The following is a 7,143-nucleotide window of genomic DNA, read 5'->3' as shown; positions in this document are numbered from 1 at the left end:
CCGCTCCGGCGACGACCGCACAGGAGACCGCGACGACGCAAGCCGCGACGACGACCAGCGCAGGAAACGAAACGACGGCCGGACTGAAACGACCAGTGCCGGAACCACGACGACGCAGGCAGCGACGACTAGCGCGGGAACCGACACGACGAACGCGAGCGTTGTCGCGTCGGTCTTCGACGCGTTCGGGGACCTCTTGTAACGTCCTCGGTTGTTTCTTTCGTCGAGCCTACTCATCGGCTGCTATTTTTCGCCGCGCGACGCAACCGACGATTCTTGTCCGGCGACTCCCTACCGATTCCCAATGGAGTCGCCGCTGTGGACCCAAACGCACGCGCCCGACCTCGCCGACCTGCCCCAACCGGAGGTACGCGACTATCTGGAGCGGGCGGTGAACGAGCGATAAACCTCGTTCTTCACGGCCCGGAAGGAAGCGGGAAGACCGCCGCCGTGCGCGCATTTGGCACGCGAGGTACACGACGACCCGGACAACGACCTTGTGGAGATCAACGTCGCGGACTTCTTCGACCGGACGAAAAAGGAGATTCGGGAGGACCCCCGATTTTCCAACTTCCTGCAGGGCCAAACCGAGTTCTCGAAACAGTACCGGCAGGGCTCGGGCAAGAAGAAGTACAAGCGCAACTGGTCGAAGCGCGAGATGATAAACCACGTCCTCAAGGAGTACGCGGGCTACGCGCCATCGACGGGTTCGTACAAGACCATCGTCCTCGACAACGCCGAATCCATCCGCGAGGACTTCCAACAGGCGCTCCGCCGCGTGATGGAGCAGTACCACGAGACGACCCAGTTCGTCATCACCACGCGCCAACCGACGAAACTCATTCCGCCCATCAAATCTCGCTGTTTCCCCGTCTCGATGCGCAAACCGACCGGCGGCGAAATCGAAACCGTCCTCCGGTCGATTCTGGACGACGAAGGGGTCAAGTACGACGAAGACGGGATTCAGTTCATCTCCGCCTACGTGAAAGGCGACGTGCGGAAGGCCATCCTGTACGCGCAATTGCTGTACGAACAGGAGGGTCGGGTTCACAGCGACGACTACGAAGTCATCCGCGAGTTCGGTATCAGCGGGCGCATCGGCGACATGCTCGACAAAGCCGAGCGCGGCGATTTCAACGACGCCCGCAAGGACTTGGACGACCTGCTCGTGGACGACGGCTACAGCGGCGAGGAAGTGCTCGAAGCCATCATGGACGCGTTCCGGCAGAACCGCTATTCGGGCGACGAACTCGCCGAACTGGTCGTCCTCGCGGCGGAAATCGACATGGACTTGGCGCGAGGAACGAGCGACCGGTTACAGCTTTCCCATCTACTGGCCGAGTTGGGCGCGTAGAAATCGGGTCGTTCTCCTCACCACGTGTTTCGCGGACGTGCGAAAGATGGCAAAATAGCCGCCGAACTGAAACGGTCGTCAGTCCACGAGGCGTTCGATTTCCGTCACGAGGATACCGCTGGCGCCGAGTCCCTTGACCTCGTTGAGTCTCGAACGCCTCGTGGACTGACGACCGTTTCAGTTCGGCGGCTATTTTGCCATCTTTCGCACGTCCGCGAAACACGTGGTGAGGAGAACGACCCGATTTCTACGCGCCCAACTCGGCCAGTAGATGGGAAAGCTGTAACCGGTCGCTCGTTCCTCGCGCCAAGTCCATGTCGATTTCCGCCGCGAGGACGACCAGTTCGGCGAGTTCGTCGCCCGAATAGCGGTTCTGCCGGAACGCGTCCATGATGGCTTCGAGCACTTCCTCGCCGCTGTAGCCGTCGTCCACGAGCAGGTCGTCCAAGTCCTTGCGGGCGTCGTTGAAATCGCCGCGCTCGGCTTTGTCGAGCATGTCGCCGATGCGCCCGCTGATACCGAACTCGCGGATGACTTCGTAGTCGTCGCTGTGAACCCGACCCTCCTGTTCGTACAGCAATTGCGCGTACAGGATGGCCTTCCGCACGTCGCCTTTCACGTAGGCGGAGATGAACTGAATCCCGTCTTCGTCGTACTTGACCCCTTCGTCGTCCAGAATCGACCGGAGGACGGTTTCGATTTCGCCGCCGGTCGGTTTGCGCATCGAGACGGGGAAACAGCGAGATTTGATGGGCGGAATGAGTTTCGTCGGTTGGCGCGTGGTGATGACGAACTGGGTCGTCTCGTGGTACTGCTCCATCACGCGGCGGAGCGCCTGTTGGAAGTCCTCGCGGATGGATTCGGCGTTGTCGAGGACGATGGTCTTGTACGAACCCGTCGATGGCGCGTAGCCCGCGTACTCCTTGAGGACGTGGTTTATCATCTCGCGCTTCGACCAGTTGCGCTTGTACTTCTTCTTGCCCGAGCCCTGCCGGTACTGTTTCGAGAACTCGGTTTGGCCCTGCAGGAAGTTGGAAAATCGGGGGTCCTCCCGAATCTCCTTTTTCGTCCGGTCGAAGAAGTCCGCGACGTTGATCTCCACAAGGTCGTTGTCCGGGTCGTCGTGTACCTCGCGTGCCAATGCGCGCACGGCGGCGGTCTTCCCGCTTCCTTCCGGGCCGTGAAGAACGAGGTTTATCGGCTCGTTCACCGCCCGCTCCAGATAGTCGCGTACCTCCGGTTGGGGCAGGTCGGCGAGGTCGGGCGCGTGCGTTTGGGTCCACAGCGGCGACTCCATTGGGAATCGGTAGGGAGTCGCCGGACAAGAATCGGTCGGTTGCGTCGCGCGGCGAAAAATAGCAGCCGATGAGTAGGCTCGACGAAAGAAACAACCGAGGACGTTACAAGAGGTCCCCGAACGCGTCGAAGACCGACGCGACAACGCTCGCGTTCGTCGTGTCGGTTCCCGCGCTAGTCGTCGCTGCCTGCGTCGTCGTGGTTCCGGCACTGGTCGTTTCAGTCCCGGCCGTCGTTTCGTTTCCTGCGCTGGTCGTCGTCGCGGCTTGCGTCGTCGCGGTCTCCTGTGCGGTCGTCGCCGGAGCGGCCGTCGTGGTCGGCTGTGCAGTCGCCGTACCAGTCTGCGTCGTCGTTTCCGCCGTCGTCGTCGGCTGTTCCGTCGTCGTTGCCGCCGTCGTGGTCGTCTCGTTGCCAGCCGCTTCGAGCGTTATCGACGCGATTTCACCGAAGTTACGGGTGTACACGCCGTGAGTGAACGTTCCAGGGTTTGCACCGCTGGTGTCTATCTCGAAGTTCACGTCGGTACTCTGACCGGAGTCCAAGGTGACGTTCTTGCGCTGAACCACGTTACCCTCCAACCGGAAGTCCACGGGTTGCGTGAGTTGCTGGTCGGTCGGGTTGCTGATAGTCGCGCTCACGGAGATCGTCTCCCCGATGGTCGCGTTCGACGGCGCTTCGAGGTTGCTCACCTCGAACGACGGACCGAGGTCAGAGACGTTCTCCACGGAACCGCTTTCCGCTTGGGTCGTGGTGGTCGTCTCTGCCGTTGTGGTCGTCATTTCCGCCGTCGTTTCGGGCGTCGTGGTCGTCGTCTCTGCCGCCGTCGTGGTCGGCTGTTCCGTCGTCGTCTTCACACACCCACATTCGCTCGTTCCGGTCGAGGTGGTGGTCGTTCCACCGGCCTGCGTCGTAGTCGTCGTAGTCGTCGGTTGTGCGGTCGTGGTCGCTGCCGCCGTCGTGGTCGCCGCACCCGTCGTCGTAGACGTGGTGGTCGGCGTTTCGGTGGCGGTCGCGGTCGTCGTTTCCGGCGTCGTGGTCGTCGTAGTCGTCGCACCGCCGCCGTTCTCGACGGTCACGTAGGCCGGGTCGACGACGATGTTGTTATCGACCACGTACGGCAGGTCCGCGCTGCCACCCGACGTCACGAAGTCGTACACCTGATTGTCGTTGGTGTCGAGATGCGCCATCGCGATGAGCGTCTGGCTCTCCGTCAACGGCTTATCGAGCGTCACGGTGACGTTCTCGTGCGTTCCCGGCTCGAGGTACTCCGAAGCGCCGACGACGCTGCCGACGACGTTCCCGTCGAGCAGGCTCGTGTCGTGAATGGCGACGAAGCCACCCTCCGACATGGTGACGGAATCGACCGTGACGGTCTGCCCGTCACTGGTCTGGTTGTCGAACGTGACGTTCGCGTCCAGCGGTTGCTGGGTCGGCTGTTCCGGGACGCCGGGCTGGCCCGGCATCTGCGGAAGGGTCACGTTCTGCGGCGCATCCACGATGAGCGTCGTGTTCTGTATCGTGATGTCGCGGAGCACCACGCGGACGGTATCGAGGTCGCCCGTCGTCGCCGCCGCGTTGGCTTGCTCCGAGGCCTTGTCCACATCGCTCTGCGAGACGCTCGGTCCGCGCTGGACGACCTCCTCCGCCGAGTCGTTCTGGAGCAGCGCCGTCGTGTTGATGCGAACCGTCTCGTCCTTCAGGTCGACGCCGCTGATGACTTCGGTGCGGTCGGGCTGGGTGCTGTCACCCACCACGAACGACCACTCGGCGATGGAGAGCGATTCGATGCGGAACACGAACTGCTGTCCCGTCTGATTCGTCTCGTTCCCCATCGTGGGGCCTTGCTGGCCCACCGAAATTTGAGCGTCGTCGACGACGGCCTCGCCGTTCGCCGTGTACGGTCCGTCGACGGTGCCGTTACCGATAACGAAGTCGTACACTTGGTTCGAGTTCGTGTCCATGTGCGGCATCGCGATGAGCGTCTCCGTCTCGTTGATGGGTCGCGCGAGCGTCACGGTGACGTTCTCGTGCGTTCCCGGTTCGAGATACACGGAGTTGCCCAACACGCTGCCGACGACGTTCCCGTCGAGCAGGCTCTGGTCGTGGATGGCGACGAAGCCACCCTCTTGCATGGTCACGGACGAGATGACGATGGTCTCGCCGTCACTTTGTTGGTCGTTTATCGTTACGTTTGCCTGCGATGTGTTCATCTGTGTCACATCGTTCAGGTTCGTAACTTGCGTTTCCGGTGCCGTACTTGACCCTCCCGAAGTCGCTAGCGATGTCGCAACACCGCCGGCGAAGACGACGAGAAGGGACACGAGTACAGCACTTACTGTTCTCGGGATTCGTGTCATATCTCTCCCATTCCGCGAACGATGCGACGACGAGGCGACCGATAAACGCCGTCCACCGTTCACGGGTTAAGACGCCGATTCGACGGGTTAAGTCGCTCCTTCCCCGGACGGCGCGGACACGCGGCGGGACGAACAACCGACGATTTCCGGCCGCCACAGCGACGCTTTCGAAGGCTGTTTAATCGTCGGCCATCGATTTGGGGTCAATGTCGATGCGCGTTACCTTCCTCGGAACCAGTGGGGCAGTGCCGACGACGGACCGAAACCCGAGTTCTATCCTCGTCAACCGGGAAGGCGACCGCCTGCTCTTCGACGCCGGTGAGGGGACCCAGCGCCAGATGATGCGCTTTGGCACCGGCTTTACCGTCTCCGACCTCTTCATCACGCACCTCCACGGCGACCACATCCTCGGAATCCCCGGACTGGTACAAACGTGGGATTTCAACGACCGCGACGACCCGCTCATGATATACACGCCGCGCGGAACCGGCGACGACATCGACGCGCTCGTTCGCACGGCGGGTCACCAACCGTCGTTTCCCATCCACATCACCGAAGTCGCGCCCGGCGAGGTCGCCGTCCGACGCGACGAGTACGAGGTCCGCACCTTCCGCACCGACCACGACGCGAACTCGCTCGGCTACGCGTTGGTCGAGGACGAACGGAAGGGCCGCTTCGACCGCGAGCGGGCGGAGGAACTCGGCGTCCCCGTCGGTCCGAAGTTCCAGCAACTCCACGCCGGAAACCCCGTCGAACTCGACGACGGCACCGTCGTCCGCCCCGAGCAAGTCGTCGGCGAACCCCGGCCCGGCCGCCGGTTCGTCTACACCGGCGACACCCGTCCCACCGAGCAAGTCGTCTCCGCGGCGGAAAACGCCGACTTGCTCGTCCACGACGCGACGTTCGCCGACGACCGGAAGGACCGCGCGAGGAAGACCGCCCACTCGACCGCGAGACAGGCCGGGAACGTCGCCCGGCGCGCCGATGCAGCGCGCCTCGCCATCACGCACGTCTCCTCGCGCTACGCCGGAAACGTCTCCGAGCACCTGAAAGAGGCCCGTGAGGAGTTCGACGGCGAGGTCTTCGCCCCCGACGACGGCGACCTCATCGACGTTCCCTTCCCGGACGAGTAGGACATTCGAACGGACGCGAGGCCAGCGGACGCCGTTTTGGAGCTCTCATCGGTGGACGATTTCGCAAGAGGCTCGCATGAAGCCACGCGAACGTCCCCGGCGCGCGCTGACACAGCCCTGAGGACAGCGAGCGGCGCCGCCGCGAGCCGTCGTCCGAAGGGGTGTACCGATAGCGTGCGGGGTCTTCGTGAACGGTATCTTCGTGAGTGCAACGAACGAGGGCACGAAAGACGCTCCGCGTCTTCCGGAGTGAACGAAGTCCCGAAAATCGAAGATTTTCTGGATGCGCAAACGCGAAGCGTTTGCAAGCAGCTCGTCAGAGCTTCGCTCTGACGGTGCTACCGTCCGTCAATATCCCGCTACCGACCGGATTTCACGGTCGAAAACTAATCCTACGGTGAAATACTATCATCTACTGAATTTTACTAAAAGATACTAAATCCTACTAACCAGCCTGAACACCAGCACCCCACTACTCCGAAAAAAGAAAACCGAATCTCGCTTTTTCAGCGTTATCGCAACTGTTCGCGTGCGGCGGCCATTCCGGCCTCCAAATCCACGTCCTCGCCGACGTCGAGGAACGCCTCGCCGATGGTGCGAACGCCGCGCAGAATCTGCTCGGACGAGAGGTTGCCCATGTTGCTCACGCGGAAGATTTCGCCGCCGAGGTGGGCCTGCCCGCCGCTGATGCTCGCGCCGCGCTCGGTCACGGCGTCGAAGAATTCGGTCGGGGTCTCGCGGACGTTGGCGGGGAGCGAAACCGCCGTCAGGGTGTTCGAGTACTCCGAGGCGTCGTTTCGCTCGGGGAACAGCGACAGTCCCATCGCGGTGAACGCCGACCGGAACGCGGCGGACTGACGGCGATGGCGGGCGATGCGCTCGGGCATGCCCTCCTCTTCGATGTGGCCGACGGCGAGCGCGAGTCCGCGGAAGAGCGGCACGGCGCTCGTGAACGGCGTCTGGTGGGAGTCGGCTTTGCGAAGGTGCCAGTCCAAATCCTCGT

At 62.6% G+C, this 7,143-nt stretch carries 4 protein-coding genes and 2 pseudogenes; 3 read left to right on the top strand and 3 right to left on the bottom strand.

From position 1 onward, the window contains the following. The coding region (locus BG842_RS08095) for a hypothetical protein (protein ID WP_254662987.1) at nt 1-202 on the top strand (202 nt) is incomplete at its 5' end. A 237-nt stretch (nt 203-439) separates the two neighbouring features. Further along, nucleotides 440-1,354, top strand: a pseudogene (locus tag BG842_RS08090) (replication factor C small subunit 2); the annotation flags it as partial. 247 nt (nt 1,355-1,601) lie between these two features. Here BG842_RS08090 and BG842_RS08085 read toward each other — a convergent pair. Both BG842_RS08085 and BG842_RS08080 read right to left on the bottom strand, forming a co-directional pair. Continuing rightward, the gene (locus BG842_RS08085; RefSeq protein ID WP_069450381.1) at nt 1,602-2,651 is read right to left on the bottom strand and encodes an AAA family ATPase; all 1,050 of its coding nucleotides are present in this window, start codon (nt 2,649-2,651) and stop codon (nt 1,602-1,604) included. Nucleotides 2,652-2,754: 103 nt separating this feature from the next. Further along, entirely contained in the window at nt 2,755-4,860 is a 2,106-nt protein-coding gene (locus tag BG842_RS08080; RefSeq protein WP_069450380.1) for a hypothetical protein, read from the bottom strand. 353 nt (nt 4,861-5,213) lie between these two features. On the opposite strand from BG842_RS08080, the gene rnz reads away from it, so the two are divergent. After that, nucleotides 5,214-6,140, top strand: a complete 927-nt coding sequence (rnz, locus tag BG842_RS08075) for a ribonuclease Z (protein ID WP_069450379.1) — start codon at nt 5,214-5,216, stop codon at nt 6,138-6,140. A 512-nt stretch (nt 6,141-6,652) separates the two neighbouring features. Here rnz and BG842_RS08070 read toward each other — a convergent pair. Beyond that, a pseudogene (locus BG842_RS08070) lies at nt 6,653-7,143 on the bottom strand (alanine--glyoxylate aminotransferase family protein); the annotation flags it as partial.

It is taken from the genome of Haladaptatus sp. W1 (assembly GCF_001723155.1).
GTDB lineage: Archaea > Halobacteriota > Halobacteria > Halobacteriales > Haladaptataceae > Haladaptatus > Haladaptatus paucihalophilus.
Note: the sequence above shows the minus strand (reverse complement) of the source record. Positions and strands in the feature narration are given on the sequence as shown.